Consider the following 22,668-nt stretch of genomic DNA (forward strand, 5'->3'; position numbering starts at 1 on the left):
GTGCCCGAAGTGCGGAGTAAGTGATGACAACCCCCAACGAAAAAGTCGTTGAAGCGCTGCGGGCCTCCCTCAAGGAAACCGAGCGGCTGCGTCGCCGGAACCAGGAGCTCACCGACGCCTCGCGCGAACCGATCGCGATCGTCGGCATGAGCTGCCGCCTGCCCGGTGGCGTCCGGTCGCCCGAGGAACTGTGGAGACTCGTCGAGAGCGGCGGCGACGCCATCACGGGCTTCCCCGACAACCGGGGCTGGGACATCGAGTCGCTGTACGACCCCGACCCGGACCATGACGGCACCACCTACACCCGCGACGGCGGCTTCCTGCACGACGCCGCCGACTTCGACCCGGCGTTCTTCGGGATCTCGCCGCGTGAGGCGCTGGCGATGGACCCGCAGCAGCGACTGCTGCTGGAGACCACCTGGGAGGTCTTCGAGCGCGCCGGCATCGACCCCGCCACCCTGCGCGGCAGCCGCGCCGGAGTCTTCGTCGGCGCGTCCGCCAACGCGTACGGCGCCGGCAACCACGACCTCCCCGACGGTGTCGAGGGCCACCTGCTCACCGGCACCGCCTCCAGCGTGGTGTCAGGCCGCCTCGCCTACTTCTTCGGACTCGAAGGCCCCGCCGCCACCATCGACACGGCCTGCTCGTCCTCCTCCGTCGCCCTGCACATGGCCGTCCAGGCACTGCGCCAGGGCGAGTGCTCGCTGGCGCTCGCCGGAGGCGTCACCGTGCTCGCGGGCCCGGACGTCTTCGTCGAGTTCAGCCGCCAGCGCGGCCTGTCGCCCGACGGCCGCTGCAAGTCCTTCGCCGAGGCGGCCGACGGCACCGGCTGGTCCGAGGGCGTCGGCGTCCTGCTCGTGGAACGCCTGTCGGACGCCCGCCGCAACGGCCACCAGGTCCTGGCCGTCGTCCGGGGCACCGCCGTCAACCAGGACGGCGCCAGCAACGGCCTCACCGCCCCCAACGGTCCGTCCCAGCAGCGGGTCATCCACCAAGCCCTGGAAAGCGCCCGCCTCACGCCCGCCGACATCGACGCCGTCGAGGCGCACGGCACGGGCACCACGCTGGGCGACCCGATCGAGGCCCAGGCCCTGCTCGCCACCTACGGCCAGGGGCGCACGGCGGACCAGCCGCCGCTGTGGCTCGGCTCCCTGAAGTCGAACATCGGCCACACGCAGGCCGCCGCCGGTGTCGCGGGCATCATCAAGACGGTCATGGCCATACGCCACGGCGTCCTGCCCCGGACCCTCCACGTCGACGAGCCCACCTCGCACGTCGACTGGTCCACGGGTGGTGTCTCGCTGCTCACCGAACCGGTGCGGTGGCCGGACACCGGCCGCCCGCGCCGGGCCGGCGTCTCCGCCTTCGGCGTGAGCGGCACCAACGTCCACACGATCATCGAGCAGGCACCGGACGTCGAGGACTCGGCCGCGCCCGGCGACGACACCGCCGCGCCGCCGAGGGCGGTCCCGTGGCTCCTGTCGGCGAAGGGCGGGGACGCCCTGCGCGACCAGGCCCGCCGACTGCACGCCCACGCCGAACAGCACCCCGACGTGCGTCCGGTGGACGTCGGCCACTCGCTGGCGGTGGGCCGCGCGTCCTTCGAGGACCGGGCGGTGGTGGTGGCCGCGGACCGTGGGGGTCTGCTGGCGGGCCTCGCGTCGCTGGCGGAGGGTGGTTCGGCGGCGGGTGTCGTTTCGGGCTCGCCGGTCGCCGGGAAGCTGGCGTTCCTGTTCACGGGGCAGGGGAGCCAGCGGCTGGGCATGGGTCGTGAGTTGTACGACGCGTTCCCGGTGTTCGCGGAGGCGCTGGACGCGGTGTGCGCGCGGCTCGAACTGCCGCTCAAGGACGTGCTGTTCGGCGACGATGCGAGCACCCTGGACCGTACGGAGTACACGCAGCCCGCGTTGTTCGCGGTCGAAGTGGCGCTGTTCCGGCTGGTGGAGTCCTGGGGTGTGAAGCCGGACTTCCTGGCGGGTCATTCGATCGGTGAGATCACGGCCGCGCATGTGGCGGGGGTGTTCTCGCTGGAGGACGCGGCCGCGCTGGTGGCCGCTCGTGGGCGGCTGATGCAGGCGCTGCCGTCCGGTGGCGTGATGGTCGCGGTGCAGGCGTCGGAGGACGAGGTCCTTCCGCTGCTGACGGACCGGGTCAACATTGCCGCGATCAACGGTCCGCAGTCGGTCGTGATCGCGGGTGATGAGGACGCGGCGGTGGCGATTGCCGGGTCGTTCGAGGCGCAGGGTCGTAAGACCAAGCGCCTGACCGTCAGTCACGCGTTCCACTCGCCGCACATGGACGGCATGCTGGACGCGTTCCGCCAGGTCGCCGAGGGCATCACGTACGAGTCCCCCCGTATCCCGGTCGTGTCGAACCTGACCGGTGCGCTGGTCACGGACGAGATGGCGTCCGCCGACTTCTGGGTCCGGCACGTCCGCGAGGCGGTCCGCTTCCTGGACGGAATGCGTGCGCTGGAGGCCGCCGGGGTCACCACGTACCTGGAGCTGGGGCCGGACGGCGTACTGTCCGCCCTCGCTCAGGAGTGCCTGACCGGCGACGGGAACGTCGCCTTCGTGGCCGCCCTGCGCAAGGGCCGGTCCGAGGACGAGACCGTCACGGCTGCTCTCGCCCAGGCGCATGTGCGGGGCGTCGCCGTGGACTGGCAGGCGTTCTTCGCCGGTACCGGCGCTCGGCGGGTCGACCTGCCGACGTACGCGTTCCAGCGGCAGCGGTACTGGATCGAGCCGGGCTCCCGCGCCGGCGACGTGACCGCCGCGGGACTGGAAAGGGCCGGGCACCCGCTGCTCGGTGCGATGGTGGCACTCGCCGACTCGGAAGGGCTCCTCCTCACCGCGCGGCTCGGTCTGGACACCCACCCGTGGCTGGCCGACCACGCGATCATGGACACCGTGCTGCTGCCCGGCACCGCCTTCGTCGAGCTGGCGGTGCACGCGGGCGACCAGGTCGGCTGCGACGTCCTGGAGGAACTCACGCTGGAGGCACCGCTGGTGCTGCCCCCGCGCGGCGGCGTTCAGCTCCAGATCCACGTCGGCGCCCCGGAGGCGGACGGTACGGGAAGCCGGACCTTCACCCTGTCCTCCCGGCCGCAGGACGAGGCCGCCGACGAGCCGTGGACGCGGCACGCCAGTGGTGTGCTCGGCCTGGGCGCGGCGCGGCCGGACTTCGCGTCGGCCCAGTGGCCTCCGGCCGGCGCCGAGGCGATCCCGACGGAGAGCCTGTACGCGGACCTCGCCGAGGTAGGCATGGGGTACGGGCCGGTGTTCCGGGGCCTGACGGCTGCGTGGCGGCTGGGCGAGAGCGTCTACGTCGAGGTCGCCCTCCCCGAGGAAACCGCCTCCACGGCACGGGACTTCGGGCTGCACCCGGCCCTGTTGGACTCCGCCCTGCACGCGTTGGGTCTCGGCGTCCTGGGCGGCGTCGAGGGTGAGGGCCGGCTCCCGTTCGCCTGGAGCGGGGTGTCCCTCTACGCGTCCGGCGCCGAGGCGCTGCGCGTACACCTCGCGCCGGCGGGTCCGAACGGCGTCCGGCTGGAGATCACGGACACGGCCGGTGCCCCCGTCGCGACCGTCGACTCGCTGGTCCTTCGGACCGTATCGGCGGAACAGGTCCAGGCGGCGCGCACGGCGTTCCACGACGCGGTGTTCCGGGCGGAGTGGACGCCGCTGCCCGCAGTGCCGGAGGCCCCGGCCACACCCCGCCGCTGGGCGGTACTGGGCGGCGCCGGCGCGGTGGCCCACCTGCGGGACGCGCTGCCGGCAGCCCTGCCCGCCGAGGTCACGGTCCACGAGGACCTCGCGGCGCTGGCGGCGGCCGTCGAGGCCGGGGCGGACGCGCCGCACGTGGTGCTGGCCGGCTACGGTCCGGCCGCGGACGGGGGAGCAGCCGCAGCCGCAGCCGCGGACGCGACCGGATCACGCGCGGCGGAGGTGTCGGCTCACGCCGTGCACGAGGCCACGCACCACGCCCTCGCCCTGGTCCGGGCCTGGGTGGGCGAAGAGCCGTTCACCGGGCAGCGGTTCGCCGCGACCCGACTGGTCGTCGTCACCCGGGGCGCGGTCGCGGTGGGCGACGGCGACACGGTCACCGACCCCGTACACGCGGGCGTCTGGGGCCTGCTCCGCTCCGCGCAGTCCGAGTACCCCGACCGGCTGCTGCTGGTCGACACCGACGGACACGACGACTCCGTACGGGCCCTTCCGGCCGCGCTCGACGCCGGCGAGCCGCAACTCGCCCTCCGCGACGGCTCCGTGCACGCCCTGCGACTCGCCCGCGTGGCGGCCCCGCAGGACACCACCGCGACCCTGCGGTACGCGCCCGGTGCGACCGTACTGGTCACCGGAGCGGGCGGCATGCTGGGCGGACTGGTCGCCCGCCGGCTGGTCGCCGAACACGGCGTACGACACCTGCTGCTGGTGGGCCGCCGGGGCGGCGCCACCCCCGAGGCCCAGCGGCTCGGCGCCGAACTGGCCGAGGCGGGCGCGTCGGTCACCTGGGCGGCCTGCGACGTGGCCGACCGTGACGCGCTGGCCGCCGTGCTGGACCGGATACCCGCCGAACACCCGCTCGGCGCGGTCGTCCACACCGCCGGCGTCCTCGACGACGGGGTCATCACCTCCCTCACCCCCGAGCGGCTCTCGGCCGTGCTGCGGCCCAAGGTCGACGCGGCCTGCCACCTGCACGAGCTGACCCGGCACCTCGATCTCTCCGCGTTCCTCCTCTTCTCCTCCATCGGCGGCATCTTCGGCGGCCCCGGTCAGGGCAACTACGCGGCCGCGAACGTCTTCCTGGACGCCCTCGCCCAGCACCGCCGCGCGCAGGGCCTCCCGGCGACCGCGATGGCCTGGGCCCTGTGGGCCGACGGCGCCGGCATGGCCGGACACCTCGACGAGGCCGACATCAGCCGCATGCGGCGCAACGGTCTCCCCCCGCTCACCTCGGACGAGGGCCTCGGACTCTTCGACCTCGCCCACACGATCGACGAGGCCGTACCGGTCCTCATGCGCGTCGATCCGACCGCCCTGCGCTCCCAGGCCCGGGCCGGGACGATGTCACCGCTGCTGCGCACCCTCGTACGGGTCCCCGCCCGGCGTACCGCCAACGGCGCCGCCGGCACCGGCGGCGAAACCGGCCTCGGGCAGCGGCTCGCCGGACTGTCCGCCGCCGAACAGGACCGGGCCCTCCTCGACCTCGTCCGCAAGCAGGTCGCCACGGCACTCGGCCACTCCGGCGCGGCCGCCGTCGAACCGGGCCGCTCCTTCAAGGAACTCGGCTTCGACTCGCTGACCGCCGTCGAACTGCGCAACCTCCTCGGCGCCGCCACCGGCCGTCGCCTGCCCGCCACCCTGGTCTTCGACTACCCGACCGCGACCGCGCTCGCCGGATACCTCCGCGAGGAGCTGGTAGGAGACCTCACGGCCAGTACGGCCAGTACGGCCGGCGCGACCGCCCCGGCCCTCGCGCCGGGCCGCACCTCGGCGGACGAGTCCGACGACCCCATCGCCATCGTCGCCATGGGCTGCCGCTTCCCCGGCGGCGTCAACGGCCCCGAGGACCTCTGGCACCTGCTCGGCACGGGCGGCGACGGCATCACCGGATTCCCCGCCGACCGCGGCTGGGACCTCGACACCCTCTACAGCGACGACCCCGACCGCGAGGGCACCAGCTACGCCCGCGAAGGCGGGTTCCTGCACGACGTCGCCGAGTTCGACGCCGCGTTCTTCGGCATCTCGCCCCGTGAAGCGCTGGCCATGGACCCGCAGCAGCGGATCCTCCTCGAAACCACCTGGGAGACCATCGAGCGCGCCGGCATCGACCCGGCGACGCTGCGCGGCAGCCGCACCGGCGTCTTCGTCGGATCCAACGCGCAGGACTACCTCCAGCTCTGGCTGAACGACTCCGACGGACTCGAAGGACACCTCGGCACCGGCAACGCCGCCAGCGTCGTCTCCGGCCGGATCTCCTACACCTTCGGCCTGGAGGGCCCGGCCGTCACCGTCGACACCGCGTGCTCCTCCTCCCTCGTCACCCTCCACCTCGCGGCCCAGGCCCTCCGGCGCGGCGAGTGCTCCATGGCCCTCGCGGGCGCCGTGACCGTCATGTCCACCCCCGGAGCGTTCACCGAGTTCAGCCGGCAGCGGGGTCTCGCCGCCGACGGCCGCATCAAGGCATTCGCCGCCTCCGCCGACGGCACGAGCTGGTCGGAGGGCGTCGGCATGCTCCTCGTCGAGCGGCTGTCGGACGCCCGCCGCAACGGCCACCCGGTGCTCGCCCTGGTCCGCGGCACCGCCGTCAACCAGGACGGCGCCAGCAACGGCCTCACCGCCCCCAACGGCCCCTCGCAACAGCGCGTCATCCGCGAGGCCCTGGCCGACGCGGGCCTGTCGGCGGCCGACGTGGACGCGGTGGAGGCGCACGGTACGGGCACGACGCTGGGCGACCCGATCGAGGCGCAGGCGCTGCTCGCCACCTACGGCCAGGGGCGCGCCGACGACCGTCCGCTGTGGCTGGGCTCCGTGAAGTCGAACATCGGCCACACACAGGCCGTGGCCGGAGCCGCCGGCGTGATCAAAATGGTCATGGCGATGCGCCACGGCATGCTCCCGCAGACCCTGCACATCGACGAGCCCACGCCGTACGTCGACTGGTCGGCAGGCGCGATCTCGCTGCTCACCGAGCCGCTCCCGTGGCCGGAGACCGGCCGCCCGCGCCGAGCCGGTGTCTCTTCCTTCGGCTACAGCGGCACCAACGCGCACGCCGTTCTCGAACAGGCGCCGCAGCACCCCGAAGCGGATACACCGGGCGACGCCCTACCCCCGCGCGCCCCCGCGACCCGCACCCTGCCGGTGCTGCCGTGGCTCGTCTCCGGCCGTACGGCGACGGCCCTCCAGGCCCAGGCGGACCGGCTTACGTCGGCCGCGACCACCGTCCTGACCGCCGACCGGACGTCCGGGACGTCCGGGGCGCTCGACCTCGGCTACTCCCTGGCCACCACCCGCGCGGCCCTGGAGCACCGGGCCGTGCTCCTCGGTGACGGGTCCGACCCCCGCTCCCTGACCTCCCTGCTGGACACCCTGGCCGCCGGGGAGCACTCCCCGGGCCTGGTGCGGGGCACGGTCGTCGGCGGCGGGCTGGCGTTCCTGTTCACGGGGCAGGGTAGCCAGCGGCTGGGCATGGGTCGTGAGCTGTACGAGGCGTTCCCGGTGTTCGCGGAGGCGCTGGACGCGGTCTGCGCACGTCTCGAACTGCCTTTGAAGGACGTGCTGTTCGGGGACGATGAGGCCGTACTCGATCGGACGGAGTACACGCAGCCGGCGTTGTTCGCGGTTGAGGTGGCGTTGTTCCGGCTGGTGGAGTCGTGGGGTGTGAAGCCGGACTTCCTGGCGGGTCATTCGATCGGTGAGATCGCGGCCGCGCATGTGGCGGGGGTGTTCTCGCTGGAGGACGCGTGCACGCTGGTCGCCGCTCGTGGGCGGTTGATGCAGGCGCTGCCCTCCGGTGGCGTGATGATCGCGGTGCAGGCGTCGGAGGACGAGGTCCTTCCGTTGCTGACGGAGCGGGTGAGCATCGCAGCGATCAACGGGCCGCAGTCGGTCGTGGTCGCGGGTGATGAGGACGCGGCGGTGGCCATCGCCCAGGTCTTCGAGGCGCAGGGTCGGAAGACCAAGCGTCTGACCGTCAGTCACGCGTTCCACTCGCCGCACATGGACGGCATGCTCGCCGACTTCCGTGAGGTGGCGGAGTCGATCGCGTACGAGTCCCCCCGAATCCCGGTCGTGTCGAACCTGACCGGTGCGGTCGTCTCCGACGACGAGATGTCGTCCCCGGAGTTCTGGGTGCGGCACGTCCGCGAGGCGGTCCGCTTCCTTGACGGCGTACGTGCGATGGAGGAGGCGGGTGTCACCACGTTCGTGGAGCTCGGCCCCGGTGGGGTGCTCTCGGCGATGGCGCAGGAATGCGTGACCGGTGACGTCGCGGCGTTCCTTCCCGCACTGCGGAACGGCCGCCCCGCGGCCGAGACGGTGGTCACCGCCCTGGCTCAGGCCCACGTGCGGGGAGTCGATGTCGACTGGTCCGCGTTCTTCGCGGGTACAGGTGCCCGGCGGGTGGACCTGCCGACATATGCGTTCCAGCGGCAGCGGTTCTGGCCGGAAGCGTCGCAGGTGGCGGCGGGCCTGGTGCCGGTCGGCGGGAGCGCGGATGCGGTGGACGCCCGGTTCTGGGAGGCCGTGGAGCGTGAGGATCTGGCGTCGCTGGTCACGGAGTTGGACGTCGACGAGGCGGCGCTCGGTGAGGTGATGCCGGCTCTGTCGGCGTGGCGTCGGCAGTGGCGTGTCCGGTCGGAGGTGGATGGCTGGCGTTATCGGGTGGCGTGGCGGCCCTTGGCGGATGTCGGGTCCGGGGCGCGGTTGTCGGGGACGTGGCTGGTTGTGGTGCCTGCCGGTCTTGATGACGGCGACGTTGTGGTGCGTGGTCTGGTGGAGCGGGGTGCCGAGGTCCGGCGGGTGTCCGTGGATGCGGATGCCGGGCGCGGGGCGTTGGCGGAGTTGCTGGCGGGGGTCGGGACTCCGGCTGGTGTGGTTTCTCTGCTGGGCTTGGATGAGGCTGCCGGTCTGGTTTCGACCGTCGCGTTGGTGCAGGCGTTGGGTGATGTCGGGGTTGAGTCACCGTTGTGGTGCTTGACGCGTGGTGCGGTGTCGGTGGGTCGGTCGGATCGGCTTGGGTCTGTGGTGCAGGCGCAGGTGTGGGGTCTGGGGCGGGTTGCCGCTTTGGAGGTTCCGCGGCGTTGGGGCGGGTTGGTTGATCTGCCTGGTGTGTTGGATGGGCGGGCGTTGTCCCGTGTGGTGGACGTCTTGGCGGCCGGTTCTGGTGAGGACCAGGTCGCGGTGCGGTCTTCGGGTGTGTTCGGGCGTCGTTTGGTGCGTGCGGCTCGCGTCGAGGGTTCGGCTTGGGTGCCGGGTGGCACGGTGTTGGTGACCGGTGGTACGGGTGCGTTGGGTGGCCGGGTCGCGCGGTGGTTGGCCGAGTCGGGTGCTGGGCGGTTGGTGCTTTCCAGCCGTCGGGGGCTTGATGCGCCGGGTGCCACCGGGTTGGTGGATGAGCTGTCCGCCCTCGGGGTCGATGTGTCCGTCGTCGCGTGCGACGTGGCCGACCGGGATGCGCTGCGCGCCCTGCTGGTGGCCGAGGCGCAGACGCTGACGGCTGTGGTGCATACGGCCGGTGTTCTGGACGATGGTGTGTTGGACGCGCTGACGCCGGAGCGTGTGGACGGTGTGCTGCGTCCCAAGGTCGATGCGGCCCGGAATCTGCACGAGCTGACGGTCGAGTTGGGTATCGACTTGGCGGCGTTCGTCATGTTCTCGTCGATGAGTGGCACGATCGGCGCGGCGGGGCAGGGTAATTACGCTGCTGCGAACGCCTATCTGGATGCTTTGGCCGAGCAGCGTCGTGCGGACGGTCTCGCGGCCACGTCCCTGGCCTGGGGTCCGTGGGCCGAGGGTGGCATGGCCGCCGACGCGGAGCTTGAGGCGCGGATGCGTCGGGGTGGTGTTCCGCCCATGGACGCCGATCTCGCGGTTTCGGCGTTCGGCGAGGCGGTCGATTCCGGTGACGCGGCCGTGACGATCGCGGACATCGACTGGTCACGGTTCACCCCCGGCTTCACCGCCGCACGGACGAGCCGACTCCTCACCGACCTGCCCGAAGCAGCAGGGGCCACCAGCGGTGCCGGGGAAGTGAACGGTCGTCCGGCGGCTGCCGGATCGTCGCTCGCGCAGCGGCTCCAGGCCATGGCCGAAGGGGACCGCGAGCCGTTCCTCCTGGAACTGGTACGCGCCCAGGTCGCCGAGGTACTGGGGCATTCCGGGGCCGGGGACATCGAGGCGGGGCGCGCGTTCCGGGAGATCGGCTTCGACTCGCTGACCGCCGTCGAGCTGCGCAACCGTCTCGGTGCCGCCACCGACCTGCGGCTGCCTGCCACGCTCGTCTACGACTACCCGACGCCACTCGCCCTCGCCACTCACCTGCGTACGGAATTGCTCGGTGCGGAGATTGTGGCGGCCGGACCGACCGCCACCGCAGCCGACGACGACCCGATCGCCATCGTGGCGATGAGCTGCCGTTTCCCGGGCGGTGTCCGGACGCCGGAGGACCTGTGGCGGCTGCTCGCCTCAGGCGGTGACGCCATCTCGGACCTGCCGCTGGACCGGGGCTGGGACGTCGAGACCCTGTACGACTCCGACCCCGACGCGCAGGGCACGTCGTACGCGCGTGCCGGCGGTTTCCTTTACGACGCCGCCGACTTCGACGCCGACTTCTTCGGGATCTCGCCGCGTGAGGCGCTGGCGATGGACCCGCAGCAGCGGCTGCTGCTGGAGACGTCGTGGGAGGCGTTCGAGCGGGCGGGCATCGACCCCGAGACGCTGCGGGGAAGCCAGGCCGGCGTCTTCGTCGGCACCAACGGTCAGGACTACCTGTCCGTACTGCTGGAGGAGGCCGACGGCCTGGAGGGCCACCTGGGCACGGGCAACGCGGCCAGTGTCGTCTCCGGACGGCTCTCCTACGTCTTCGGCCTGGAGGGCCCGGCGGTCACCGTCGACACGGCCTGCTCGTCGTCGCTGGTCGCCCTGCACTGGGCGATCCAGGCCCTGCGCAACGGCGAATGCACGCTCGCCCTGGCCGGCGGTGTCACCGTCATGTCCACGCCGGGCACGTTCGTCGAGTTCAGTCGTCAGCGGGGCCTTGCCGAGGATGGCCGGATCAAGGCGTTCGCGGCGGCGGCCGACGGTACGGGCTGGGGTGAGGGCGTCGGCATGCTGCTCGTGGAGCGGCTCTCGGACGCCCGCCGCAACGGTCACCCGGTCCTGGCGGTCGTGCGTGGCTCGGCTGTCAACCAGGACGGCGCCAGCAACGGCCTGACCGCCCCCAACGGGCCTTCCCAGCAGCGCGTGATCCGTGCCGCGCTGGCGAGCGCCGGGCTGTCGGCCGGTGACGTCGACGCGGTGGAGGCGCACGGTACGGGCACGCGGCTCGGCGACCCGATCGAGGCGCAGGCGCTGCTGGCCACCTACGGTCAGGACCGGCCCGAGGGACAGCCGCTGCTGCTCGGCTCCATCAAGTCGAACATCGGCCACACGCAGGCCGCCGCCGGCGTCGCGGGCGTCATCAAAATGGTGCTGGCGATGCAGAACGGGGTGCTGCCGAAGAGCCTCCACATCGATGCCCCGTCCCCTCAGGTCGACTGGGAAGCCGGGGACATCACCCTGCTGACCGGGCAGATGGAGTGGCCGGAGACGGGCCGCCCGCGCCGGGCGGGGATCTCCTCCTTCGGCTTCAGTGGTACGAACGCCCACACCATCATCGAGCAGGCTCCGGTGCAGACGGAGACGGCTCCGGCCGACGACGCCACCACCGAACCGGACTTCCTCCCGCTGGTGCTGTCGGCGAAGAACGATGCCGCACTGCGCGGTCAGGCCCACAACCTGCACGCGCGGCTGACCACCGCTCCCGAACTGCGCCTGTCCGACGTCGGCCGCACGCTGACCACCAGCCGCTCGGCGTTCGAACAGCGCGCGGCCGTGGTCGCCCCGGACCGTGACGCTCTCCTGGCGGGCCTCGCGTCGCTGGCGGAGGGTGGTTCGGCGGCGGGTGTCGTCTCGGGCTCGCCGGTCGCCGGGAAGCTCGCCTTCCTGTTCACGGGGCAGGGTAGCCAGCGGCTGGGCATGGGTCGTGAGCTGTACGAGGCGTATCCGGTGTTCGCCGACGCGCTGGACGCGGTCTGCGCACGTCTCGAACTACCGTTGAAGGACGTGCTGTTCGGGGACGATGAGGCCGTACTCGATCGGACGGAGTACACGCAGCCGGCGTTGTTCGCGGTTGAGGTGGCGTTGTTCCGGCTGGTGGAGTCCTGGGGTGTGAAGCCGGACTTCCTGGCGGGGCATTCGATCGGTGAGATCGCGGCCGCGCATGTGGCGGGGGTGTTCTCGCTGGAGGACGCGTGCACGCTGGTCGCCGCTCGTGGGCGGCTGATGCAGGCGCTGCCGTCCGGTGGCGTGATGATCGCGGTGCAGGCGTCGGAGGACGAGGTCCTTCCGCTGCTGACGGAGCGGGTGAGCATCGCAGCGCTCAACGGGCCGCAGTCGGTCGTGGTCGCGGGTGATGAGGACGCGGCGGTGGCGATTGCCGGGTCGTTCGAGGCGCAGGGTCGTAAGACCAAGCGTCTGACCGTCAGTCACGCGTTCCACTCGCCGCACATGGACGGCATGCTCGCCGACTTCCGTGAGGTGGCGGAGTCGATCGCGTACGAGTTCCCCCGTATCCCGGTCGTGTCGAACCTGACCGGTGCGGTCGTCTCCGACGACGAGATGTCGTCCCCGGAGTTCTGGGTGCGGCACGTCCGCGAGGCGGTCCGCTTCCTGGACGGCGTACGGGCACTGGAAGCTGCGGGCGTCACCACGTACCTGGAGCTGGGGCCGGACGGAGTCCTGTCCGCCCTCGCTCAAGACTGTGTGACCGATGGCGGATCTGCGTTCCTGCCCGTCGTGCGGCGTGGGCGTCATGAGGCCGAGACGGCGATGACGGCCCTTGCCCACCTGCACGTCCGGGGCATCGCCGTCGACTGGCAGGCGCTCTACGGGGCCGATGCCCGGCGGGTGGACCTGCCGACGTATGCGTTCCAGCGGCAGCGGTTCTGGCCGGAAGCGTCGCAGGTGGCGGGTCTGGTGCCGGTCGGCGGGAGCGCGGATGCGGTGGACGCGCCGTTCTGGGACGCCGTCGAGAGTGGGGACGTCGAGTCCCTTGCCGCCATGCTCGGCCTCGATGACGCGAGCGCATGGGGCAACGTCGTCCCCGCCCTGTCCGCCTGGCGCCGACAGGGCCAGGCGCAGGCGCAGGTGGACGGCTGGCGTTATCGGGTGGCGTGGCGGCCTTTGGCGGGTGTCGGGTCCGGGGCGCGGTTGTCGGGGACGTGGCTGGTCGTGTTGCCTGCCGGTCTTGACGACGCCGACGTTGTGGTGCGTGGTCTGGCGGAGCGGGGTGCCGAGGTCCGGCGGGTGTCCGTGGATGCGGATGCCGGGCGCGGGGCGTTGGCGGAGTTGCTGGTGGACGCGGGTGCGTGTGCCGGTGTGGTTTCTCTGCTGGGCTTGGATGAGGCTGCCGGTCTGCTTTCCACCGTCGCGTTGGTGCAGGCGTTGGGTGATGTCGGGGTTGAGTCACCGTTGTGGTGCCTGACTCAGGGCGCGGTGTCGGTGGGTCGGTCGGATCGGCTTGGGTCTGCGGTGCAGGCGCAGGTGTGGGGTCTGGGGCGGGTTGCCGCTTTGGAGGTTCCGCGGCGTTGGGGCGGGTTGGTTGATCTGCCTGGTGCGTTGGATGAGCGGGCGTTGTCCCGTGTGGTGGACGTCCTGGCGGCCGGTTCTGGTGAGGACCAGGTCGCGGTGCGGTCTTCGGGTGTGTTCGGGCGTCGTTTGGTGCGTGCGGCTCGCGTCGAGGGTTCGGCTTGGGTGCCGGGTGGCACGGTGTTGGTGACCGGTGGTACGGGTGCGTTGGGTGGCCGGGTCGCGCGGTGGTTGGCCCAGTCGGGTGCTGGGCGGTTGGTGCTTTCCAGCCGTCGGGGGATCGATGCGCCGGGTGCCGCCGGGTTGGTGGACGAGCTGTCCGCCCTCGGGGTCGATGTGTCGGTGGTGGCGTGTGACGTGGCCGATCGGGATGCGCTGCGCGCGCTGCTGGTGGCCGAGGCGCAGACGCTGACGGCTGTGGTGCATACGGCCGGTGTTCTGGACGATGGTGTGTTGGACGCGCTGACGCCGGAGCGCATGGACGGTGTGCTGCGTCCCAAGGTCGATGCGGCCCGGAATCTGCATGAGCTGACGGTCGAGTTGGGTATCGACTTGGCGGCGTTCGTCATGTTCTCGTCGATGAGCGGCACGATCGGCACGGCCGGGCAGGGTAATTACGCTGCCGCGAACGCCTATCTGGATGCTTTGGCCGAGCAGCGTCGTGCGGACGGTCTCGCGGCCACGTCCCTGGCCTGGGGGCCGTGGGCCGAGGGCGGCATGGCCGCCGACGCGGAGCTTGAGGCGCGGATGCGTCGGGGTGGTGTTCCGCCCATGGACGCCGATCTCGCGGTTTCGGCGTTCGGCGAGGCGGTCGATTCCGGTGACGCGGCCGTGACGATCGCGGACATCGACTGGTCACGGTTCACCCCCGGCTTCACCGCCGCACGGCCCAGCCGCCTCCTCACCGACCTGCCCGAAGCCCGGCGCGCTCTCGACCTGCGGAAGGACCCCGATGGCCAGGGCGTCGACGGTGTGGTCCGGGGCCCGCAGTCACAGCGGCTTGCGGGGCTGTCCGCCGCAGAGCAGGACCGGTGGCTGCTCGACCTCGTACGCAAGGAGGTGGCCGCGGTACTCGGCCACGCCGGTGTAGAGCAGGTGGGCGCCGGGCGGGCGTTCAAGGAACTGGGCTTCGACTCGCTGACCGCCGTCGAGCTGCGCAACCGCCTCGGCGCCGCCACCGAGCTGACGCTCCCCGCCACGCTCATCTACGACTACCCGACCTCAGCCGAGCTGGCCGCATACCTGCGGGGTGAGCTGCTCGGCACGAAGGCCGCGGTGACCGGACCGGTGGTGCACACCGCCACCGACGACGACCCGATCGCGATCGTGGCGATGAGCTGCCGTTTCCCCGGCGGCGTACGCACGCCGGAAGACCTGTGGCAGTTGCTGGCCACCGGTGGGGACGCCATCGGAGAGTTCCCGGCCGACCGGGGCTGGGACGCGGAGTCGCTCTTCGGTCCGCAGTCCACCGAGGACGCCCCGTACGCACGTGAGGGCGGGTTCTTGTACGACGTGGCGGACTTCGACCCGTCGTTCTTCGGGATCTCGCCGCGTGAGGCGCTCGCCATGGACCCGCAGCAGCGGCTGCTGCTGGAGACGTCGTGGGAGGCGTTCGAGCGGGCGGGTATCGACCCGTCCTCGCTGCGGGGCAGCCAGGCCGGTGTCTTCGTCGGCACCAACGGCCAGGACTACCTGTCGCTCGTGCTGAACTCCGCCGACGGCGGTGACGGCTTCATGAGCACGGGCAACTCCGCGAGCGTCGTCTCCGGACGGCTCTCCTACGTGTTCGGACTGGAGGGTCCGGCGGTCACGGTCGACACGGCGTGCTCCGCGTCCCTCGTGGCCCTGCACCTCGCGGTGCAGGCGCTGCGGAACGGGGAGTGCTCCCTGGCACTGGCCGGTGGTGTGACGGTCATGTCCACGCCGGGCGCGTTCGTCGAGTTCAGTCGTCAGCGCGGTCTTGCCGAGGACGGTCGGATCAAGGCGTTCGCGGCGGCGGCCGACGGTACGGGCTGGGGTGAGGGCGTCGGCATGCTGCTCGTGGAGCGGCTGTCGGACGCCCGCCGCAACGGTCACCCGGTGCTCGCGGTGGTGCGTGGCTCGGCGGTCAACCAGGACGGTGCCAGCAATGGCCTGACCGCCCCCAACGGGCCTTCCCAGCAGCGCGTCATCCGCGCCGCTCTGGCCAGTGCCGGGCTGTCGGCGGCCGAGGTGGACGCGGTGGAGGCGCACGGCACGGGCACGCGGCTCGGCGACCCCATCGAGGCGCAGGCACTGCTGGCCACCTACGGCCAAGACCGGCCCGAGGGGCAGCCGCTGCTGCTCGGCTCCATCAAGTCCAACATCGGCCACACCCAGGCAGCCGCCGGCGTGGCGGGTCTGATGAAGATGGTGCTGGCGATGCAGAACGGGGTGCTCCCGCAGACCCTGCACGTCGACGAGCCCACCCCGCACGTCGACTGGACGGCCGGTGACATCGCCCTGCTGACCGAACAGTGCGCATGGCCGGACACCGGCCGCCCGCGCCGGGCCGGCGTCTCGTCCTTCGGTGTGAGCGGCACCAACGCCCACACCATCCTGGAAGAGGCACCGCCGCTCGACGTCCCGGCCGAGTCCGCGACCGACCGCACGGAGAACGGCCCCGCCACCTCGGCGTGGACCCTTTCCGGCCGTACGGAAGCGGCCCTGCGCGACCAGGCTGAGCGCCTCCGCGCCCACCTCGACGCCCACGGCGACCTGCGCCCGGTGGACGTCGGCCACTCGCTGGCGACCGGAAGGGCGGCACTCGATCACCGTGCCGTGCTGGTCGCAGGGAACCCCGACGGGTTCCGCCAGGCGCTGACGGCCCTGGCGACGGGCGAGTCCGCCGCACAGGTGGTACGGGGTGTGGTCGGTCCGGACCACCAGACGGCGTTTCTGTTCACGGGGCAGGGCAGCCAGCGGCTGGGCATGGGGCGTGAGCTGTACGACGCGTATCCGGTGTTCGCCGACGCGCTGGACGCGGTGTGCGCGCGGCTCGACCTTGAGCTGCCGTTGAAGGATGTGCTGTTCGGCTCGGACGGCGACCTCCTGGACCGGACGGAGTACACGCAGCCCGCGTTGTTCGCCCTCGAAGTGGCGCTGTTCCGGCTGGTGGAGAGCTGGGGTGTGAAGCCGGACTTCCTGACGGGTCACTCGATCGGTGAGATCGCCGCCGCGCATGTGGCGGGGGTGTTCTCCCTGGAGGACGCCTGTGCGCTGGTCGCGGCACGCGGCCGGTTGATGCAGGCGCTACCTGCCGGTGGCGTGATGGTCGCTGTCCAGGCGGCGGAGGACGAGGTCCTTCCGCTGCTCACCGAGCGAGTCAGCATCGCGGCGGTCAACGGCCCGCTGTCGGTCGTGATCGCCGGTGACGAGGACGCAGCGGTTGTGATTGCCAAGTCGTTCGAGGCGCAGGGTCGCAAGACCAAGCGTCTGACGGTCAGTCACGCGTTCCATTCGCCGCACATGGACGGCATGCTCGCCGACTTCCGCAAGGTCGCCGAGAGCCTGTCCTACGCCTCCCCGCGGATCCCGGTCGTCTCCAACCTCACCGGCGCGCTGGTCACGGACGAGATGGGTTCGGCCGACTTCTGGGTCCGGCACGTCCGCGAGGCGGTCCGCTTCCTCGATGGCGTACGCACCCTCGAAGCCGCCGGGGTGACCACCTACCTCGAACTCGGCCCCGACGGCATCCTCTCCGCCCTCGCTCAGGAGTGCCTGACCGGCGACACGGACGCGAGCACCTTCGCACCCGCCCTCCGCAAGGACCGCCCGGAGACCGCAACCGTCACCACCGCCCTTGCGCAGGCGTACGTGCGGGGCGTGACCGTCGACTGGGACGCGTACTTCGCCGGCACCGGCGCCCGCCGCGTCGACCTGCCCACGTACGCCTTCCAGCGTGAGCGGTACTGGATCGACTCCTTCGCCGAGTTCGACGACGTCACCTCGGCCGGGATCGGTGCGGCCGGGCACCCGCTGCTGGGTGCGGCGGTCGAACTGCCGGACACGGACGGGTTCCTGTTCACCGGGCGGCTCTCCCTCCGCACGCACCCCTGGCTGGCGGACCACGTGGTGGCCGACACCGTCGTGCTGCCCGGCGCGGCCTTCGTCGAACTGGCCGTTCGCGCCGGGGACGAGGTCGGGTGCGAGGTCGTGGACGAGTTGACGCTGGAGGCGCCGCTCGTGCTCCCCGAGGCGGGTGCCGTGCAGCTCCGTGTCACCGTCGGGGCGGCGGACGGCCGAGGGCGCCGGCCGGTGCAGGTGCACGGCCGCGCGGAGACGGCCGGTTCGGCCGGGCTCGCGGGTGCAGGGTGGTCCCGTCACGCGACCGGATACCTCGCCTCCGACGCCTCCGACGTTGACACCGCCCGGCCCGACGGCCTCGCCGACGCCGGTCAGTGGCCCCCCGCCGGAGCCGAACAGGTCCCCGTCGACGCGGTGCTCGACCGCCTGACCGCCGCCGGGCTGCACCACGGGGCCGCCTTCCGGACCCTTGCGAAGGCGTGGTCGCGCGGCGATGAGGTGTTCGCCGAGGCCCGGCTCTCCGACGACCTACGGTCCTCGGCGGCCCGGTTCGCCCTGCACCCCGCCCTGCTCGACATCGCATCGCAGGCCCTGGCAGTCGACCCCGCCGACACCGCCGACCCGGCGGCCGAGGACGGTACGGCCGGGGCCCGCGGCACGGGCAGGATCCCGCTCGTCTGGCGCGGGGTGCGGCTGCACGCCGTCGGTGCCGACGTCCTGCGTCTGCGGATCGCACCGGCCGGGAAGGACGCCGTGTCCGTCGCGCTGGCCGATGAGCGGGGCGCGCCCGTCGCGTCCGTCGGGGCACTGGTGACGCAGGCGGTCGACGCCGAGCGGTTCACCGCCGTCCCGGACGCGGGCCACGAGTCGCTGTTCCGCCTCGACTGGGTGCGGACGACGACTCCGGCACGACCGGCCGCCGCCACGTCGGCGGTCGTCGGTGACGCCGGTGGCTCCCTCGCCGCCGCGCTGAAGGCCGCAGGTCTCACCGTCGACACGTACGACGACCTCGACGCGCTCGACACGGCCCTCGCGGCCGGGCGGGCGGTGCCGGAGACGGTGTACGTCCCGTTCCTCGGGGCCGCGACCGAGACCGCCGGCGTGCTTCCCTCTCCCGACTCGGCGGAGGGGGCCGCGTGCCTCGCGGACGCGCTGCGCACGGCGACGCACCGTGCCCTGGCGACCGTGCGGGGCTGGCTCGACAACGGCCGGTTCGTCGACGCGCGCCTGGCCGTCGTCACCCGACGTGCCGTGGCCACGGGCACGGAGACGGATCCGGACGCCGGTGACCTGGTGCACGCCCCGGTGTGGGGCTTGGTGCGCGCCGCGCAGACCGAGAACCCCGGTCGGTTCGTGCTGGTCGACCTTGACGGGGCGGACGCCTCGTGGCGGGCGCTGCCCGCCGCCGTCGCCACGGACGAGCCGGAACTGAGCGTGCGCGGTGGGGCGGCCTACGTCCCCCGCCTGGCCCGGACGGTCTCCGAGGCGGCCGCGGACGCGGGCGGCAGCGGCCGGCGGATCGACCCCGACGGCACGGTCCTGGTCACCGGGGCGAGCGGAGGGCTCGCCGGGCTCTTCACCCGCCATCTGGTCACCGAGCACGGTGTACGGCACCTGCTGCTCGTCGGCCGTCGGGGTGGCGAGGCCGAGGGCGCGGCGGAGTTGACCGCCACGCTGGCCGGGTTGGGTGCGCACGTGACGTGGGCGGCGTGTGACGTGGCCGACCGTGCGGCGCTGGCCGCGCTGCTCGGCTCCGTACCCGCCGAGCACCCGCTGACGGCCGTCGTGCACACCGCGGCCGTCCTGGACGACGGCGTCGTGGACCTGCTCACGCCCGAGCGGATGGACCGGGTCCTGCGGCCCAAGGCCGAGGCGGCGCTCCACCTGCACGAGCTGACCCGCGACCTCCCCCTGTCGGCGTTCGTGCTCTTCTCCGCGGCCGCAGGCACGCTCGGCGGTGCCGGGCAGGCCAACTACGCGGCGGCGAACGTGTTCCTCGACGCCCTCGCCCGCCACCGCAGGGCTCGCGGGCTCACCGCGCTGTCCCTGGTGTGGGGCATGTGGGCCGAGGAACGCGGCATGGCGGGTCGGCTGACCGAGGCCGAGCGGGGCAGGGCCGCGCGCGGTGGCGTCGCGCCGCTGTCGGCGGCGGAGGGGCTGGCCCTGTTCGACGCGGCCCTCGCGGCGGACGAAGCGGTCCTCGTACCGGTCGGGATCGACCTGCCGACCGTACGGGCCCGTGCCGCGGACGGGGAGCTCCTGCCGATGCTCCGCGGCCTGGTACGGACTCCGGTACGCCGCTCCGCGCGCGGCGTGCGCCGTCCGGCGGAGGCCGCCGGGGCCACGAACGGCGCCGGCGAGCAGACCGCGGCCCAGCGGCTCGCCGAGCTGCCGCCCGCCGAGCGGGAGCGCACCGTACTGGACCTGGTACGCGGCCAGGTGGCCGCCGTACTCGGGTACCAGTCGGCCGAACTCGTCGGGGAGGCCCAGGCGTTCAAGGAGCTGGGCTTCGACTCGCTCACGGCGGTCGAGCTGCGCAACCGGCTCAACGCCGCGACCGGCCTACGACTGGCGGCCACGCTGGTCTACGACCACCCGACCCCGGCCGCCCTGGCCCGGCACCTGCTGAGCGAGGTGGCTCCGGACCCGGTGGAGCGCAAGTTGTCCGTGCTGGAGGAACTCGACCGGCTGGAGAGCACCTTCTCCTCGCTGGCTCCCGAGGAACTTTCGGCGGCAGCCGGCGACGAGGCCGTGCACGCACGGGTCGCGGTGCGCCTCCAGACCCTGCTGGCCCAGTGGAACGCCGCCCGGCAGGCGGAGGACGAGGCCGGAGCCGCCGCGATCGAAGAGGCGAGCGACGACGAGCTGTTCGCCCTCATCGACAAGAAGTTCGGCCAGGGCTGACCCCACACCCCGGACGTACCGCCGGCCCCCCGGCGGTACGTCCCCCCTGGCCCCGAGACACGCCCCCACAGCAAGAAACCCCAGACCTTTCGAGTACGTGCGAACACCCCCACGACTCGACCATGCGAAACAGGTGAAGCGCCAGTGGCGAACGAAGCGAAGCTCCGCGAATACCTCAAGAAGGTCACCACGGACCTCGACGAGGCATACGGACGTCTGCGGGAAATCGAGAGCCAGGCCCACGAGCCGATCGCCATCACGGCGATGAGCTGCCGCTTTCCGGGCGGTGTCCGGTCCCCCGAAGCACTGTGGGAATTGCTGGGCCGCGGCGGTGACGCGCTCACCGCATTTCCCACGGACCGTGGCTGGGACCTCGACAACCTGTTCTCGGACGACCCCGACGACCACGGCACCTCCATCACCCGCGAAGGCGGGTTCCTCGGCGACGCGTCCTCGTTCGACGCGGCGTTCTTCGGCATCTCGCCCCGTGAGGCCATGGCGATGGACCCGCAGCAGCGGCTGCTGTTGGAAACCTCGTGGGAGGCGTTCGAGCGGGCGGGCATCGACCCGGAGACCCTGCGCGGTAGCCAGTCCGGGGTGTTCGTCGGCATCAACGGCTCCGACTACCTCACTCCGCTCCTGGAGGCGGCCGAGGACTACGCGGGGCACCTGGGCACCGGCAACGCATCCAGCGTGATGTCCGGCCGCCTGTCGTACACGTTCGGCCTCGAAGGCCCCGCCGTCACCGTCGACACCGCCTGCTCCGCCTCGCTCGTCGCCCTGCACCTGGCCGTGCAGGCGCTGCGCGCGGGGGAGTGCTCGCTCGCCGTCGCCGGTGGGGTGCACGTGATGTCCACCCCGGGCCTGTTCGTCGAGTTCAGCAAGCAGCGCGGGCTGGCCACGGACGGCCGCTGCAAGGCGTTCGCGGCCGCCGCCGACGGGTTCGGCCCGGCGGAAGGCGTGGGCGTCCTGCTGCTGGAGCGCCTGTCGGACGCACAGCGCAACGGGCACCCGGTGTTGGCGGTGGTGCGCGGTTCGGCGGTCAACCAGGACGGCGCGAGCAACGGTCTGACCGCCCCCAACGGCCCCTCCCAGCAGCGCGTCATCCGCCAGGCCCTGGCCAACGCCCGGCTCTCGGCCGACCAGGTCGACGTCGTGGAGGCACACGGTACGGGCACGACGCTGGGCGACCCGATCGAGGCCCAGGCACTGATCGCCACGTACGGCCAGGACCGGCCGGCCGGCCGGCCGCTGCTGCTGGGGTCGATCAAGTCGAACATCGGGCACACCCAGGCCGCGGCGGGCGTCGCCGGTGTCATCAAGATGGTGTTGGCGATGCAGCACGGCGTGCTGCCCGAGAGCCTTCACATCGACGAGCCGTCCCCGCACGTGGACTGGGCGTCCGGCACGGTGTCGCTGCTCACGGAGCAGACCGCGTGGCCCGAGACGACGCATCCGCGCCGTGCGGGTGTGTCGTCGTTCGGGTTCAGCGGTACGAACGCGCATGTGATCGTCGAGCAGGCTCCGGTGGTGGAGGCTGCCTCGGTTGCCGGCTCGGGTTCGGGTTCGGGTTCGGGTTCGGTTGCCGGTTCGGGTTCGGGGCTTGCGGTGGTGCCGTGGGTGTTGTCGGGCAAGAGTGTGGCGGCGTTGCGGGCGCAGGCGCAGCGGTTGTCGGGTTGGTTGGATGGTGCGCCGGGTGTGGGTGTGCTGGATGTGGGGTGGTCGTTGGCGTCGTCGCGGGCGGCGTTGGAGCACCGTGCGGTGGTGCTGGCCGATCATGTGGCGGGTGTGGGTGCGGTGGCCTCGGGTGTGATGGCCGCGCATGTGGTGACGGGTTCGGTCGTGGCGGGTAAGACGGCGTTCCTGTTCCCTGGGCAGGGCTCGCAGTGGGTGGGTATGGCGGTGGAGCTGTTGGAGTCCTCGCCGGTGTTCGCGGCTCGGGTGGATGAGTGTGCGAGGGCTTTGGAGCCGTTCGTCGACTGGTCGTTGCGCGATGTGTTGCGCGGCGTGGAGGGTGCGCCGTCGTTGGATCGGGTGGATGTGGTGCAGCCCGCGCTGTTCGCGGTGATGGTGTCGCTGGCGGAGGTGTGGCGTGTGGCGGGGGTGCGTCCGGGTGCGGTGATCGGTCATTCGCAGGGTGAGATCGCGGCCGCGTGTGTGGCGGGGATCTTGTCTTTGGAGGATGCGGCTCGGGTGGTGGCGTTGCGTAGTCAGGCCATCGGTCGGGTGTTGGCGGGTGTGGGCGGCATGGTGTCGGTGCCGTTGGCGGTGGGTGGGGTGCGGGAGCGGATCGCCGCGTGGGGTGAGGACCGTATTTCGATCGCCGCGGTGAACGGGCCTTCCTCTGTTGTGGTGTCGGGTGAGGCGGGGG

General features: G+C 72.3%; 2 protein-coding genes. Both read left to right on the forward strand.

The window, feature by feature from the left end; all coding sequences use genetic code 11:
* Positions 1-23: 23 nt before the first annotated feature.
* The gene (locus tag ACFVXJ_RS24045; RefSeq protein ID WP_389664560.1) at positions 24-20,297 is read left to right on the forward strand and encodes a type I polyketide synthase; all 20,274 of its coding nucleotides are present in this window, start codon (positions 24-26) and stop codon (positions 20,295-20,297) included.
* Positions 20,298-20,441: 144 nt separating this feature from the next.
* Positions 20,442-22,668: type I polyketide synthase (locus ACFVXJ_RS24050; RefSeq protein ID WP_389664561.1), on the forward strand; the 2,227-nt coding region annotated here is incomplete at its 3' end.

Source organism: Streptomyces sp. NPDC058279, from assembly GCF_042881255.1.
Lineage (GTDB): Bacteria > Actinomycetota > Actinomycetes > Streptomycetales > Streptomycetaceae > Streptomyces.

Excerpts from the sequence above, each read along its gene's own strand:
- ACFVXJ_RS24045 (WP_389664560.1), top strand. The coding sequence starts at position 24 with ATGACAACCCCCAACGAAAAAGTCGTTGAAGCGCTGCGGGCCTCCCTC.